This window comes from Pseudomonas sp. PF05 (assembly GCF_056521845.1).
On record NZ_JBWLPW010000053.1, the window covers coordinates 1 to 1,840 of the forward strand.

Consider the following 1,840-nt stretch of genomic DNA (forward strand, 5'->3'; position numbering starts at 1 on the left):
ATCGAGTAGGAGGCGGCCTTACAGCCGCCGTCCTCTCACACCACCGTACGTACGGTTCCGTATACGGCGGTTCAGGTTACACGGCTAAGCCGGTTTATCGTATCCAGTATCGAGAGCAATCCGAGCTGATTCCACAGTTTCTTCGGTAGCGCCTGATTCATATGTGACGCTCCCGAGTTCCACCATGGGCCTCGCCCGTTGAATGCTGATGTACAGGCTCGCGCTTCGCTAAGGCCTAGGCGTATCAGGTTGCGCGCCCTCGTCGAGGGCTGCTTCCATTGGCGCCAGATGACACATCGAAGCTTACGTCGTACCCAACCGTCCAGTTCCTCAAGGGCTCGCTTGTTCTGACTGCGCTTGAAGTAGCCCGCCCAGCCAAGCAGCACGGGGTTTATCCGGTCAATGACATCCGCCATCTTGTGACCACGTGCCCCACGCAACAGCGCTCTGAGCCGGTCGCGCAAGCGCCCTAGGCTCAGCGTCGCCACTTTCAGCTTCGGCTGTTTATGCCAACTCATCCCATAACCCAGGTAGTCACAGACCCAGGGCCGCGCCACACGGCTCTTTTCCCGATTCAGCGCTAGTTTCAGTCGCCGGCTCAGGAAGCGCTCAACCCCGGCCAACACCCGTTCGCCAGCACGACGACTGCGCACATAAATGTTCGCATCATCGGCATAACGCACGAAGCGATGGCCCCGCCGTTCCAATTCGCGGTCGAGTTCGTTGAGCAGGATGTTCGACAGCAGCGGCGAGAGCGGGCCGCCTTGCGGCGCCCCCTCCTGCCGGCGGCTGACGACCCCACCCGACATGACTCCAGCTTCGAGGTAACAACGGATCAGCCTGAGCACCCGCTTGTCTTCGACTTGACGCTCGACGTAGGCCATCAAGACATCGTGGTTGACCCGATCAAAGAACTTCTCCAGATCGAGCTCCACGCACCAGCGGTGGCCCGCCGCCACATGGGTGCGGGCTGTTTCGATGGCTTGATGAGCGCTTCTACCCGGGCGAAAGCCGTAGCTGTAGTCCGAGAACAGAGGGTCGAAAATCGGCGTGAGCTGTTGCAGCAAGGCCTGTTGGATCAGACGATCCACGACGTTGGGAATGCCCAACTGCCGTGTTCCACCTTTGGGTTTGGGGATTTCGACGGCGCGCACACCTTGCGGGTGATACTCGCCGGCCAGCAGCCGAGCCTTGAGGATCGGCCAATACTGATTCGTGTAGTCCGCCAATTGCTCCACCGTCATGCCATCGGCACCCGGTGCGCCCTTGTTGCTGACCACGCGTTGGTACGCACGCCGCAGGTTGGCGGGCGCAAGCACCCGCTCCATCAGCGTGTCCGGCTCCGCGTTCGTCCACGTCACAGACGCCGCCGATGTTTGTGCCCTGCCAGTCGTCACCCTCGGATACCGTCCGGAGCTTGGGGTAGCAGTCTTCTCTTAGAGAATATTCCACACTTCAACATTCGACGAGACTCTGACGCCTACTGGCGGCATAACCTGTTCGGCCCTTCATCGCCCCGGTTTCGGCGATTACTACGGCTTCAGCTGACTTCTGCACGCTCATCCCGTCGCCTCTCGACGCTCGGTAGCACAGTGGCAAGCCTGCAGATCTCCCAGGGTAATTCGCGCGACCTTCCTGCTTATGCCTGTCGGATCTACGTCACAGCGTTCCGTGCAAGTATTGGGCTTTGAAGATGTTGGCCTTCTTACCCCGCTGCGCCGCCTCTATCCGCTTCCTGTTCGTCAGGCCAGCATTTTGCCTCGGGCTTCCTTCAGATTCGCAGTCACCCGCGACACCCTTGCCTCTGGCTAACACTTCCCCTTGCCGGGTGTGTAGAGGA

Annotated in this window: 2 protein-coding genes; both read right to left on the reverse strand. The window is 60.2% G+C overall.

Annotated features, from left to right (window positions below; all coding sequences use genetic code 11):
- Window positions 1-71: 71 nt before the first annotated feature.
- A complete protein-coding gene (ltrA, locus tag AC09SL_RS29370) occupies window positions 72-1,397 on the reverse strand; it encodes a group II intron reverse transcriptase/maturase (protein ID WP_479571989.1) in 1,326 nt (441 codons plus the stop codon).
- Between the two features lie 262 nt (window positions 1,398-1,659).
- Window positions 1,660-1,840: hypothetical protein (locus tag AC09SL_RS29375; RefSeq protein ID WP_479571990.1), on the reverse strand; the 181-nt coding region annotated here is incomplete at its 5' end.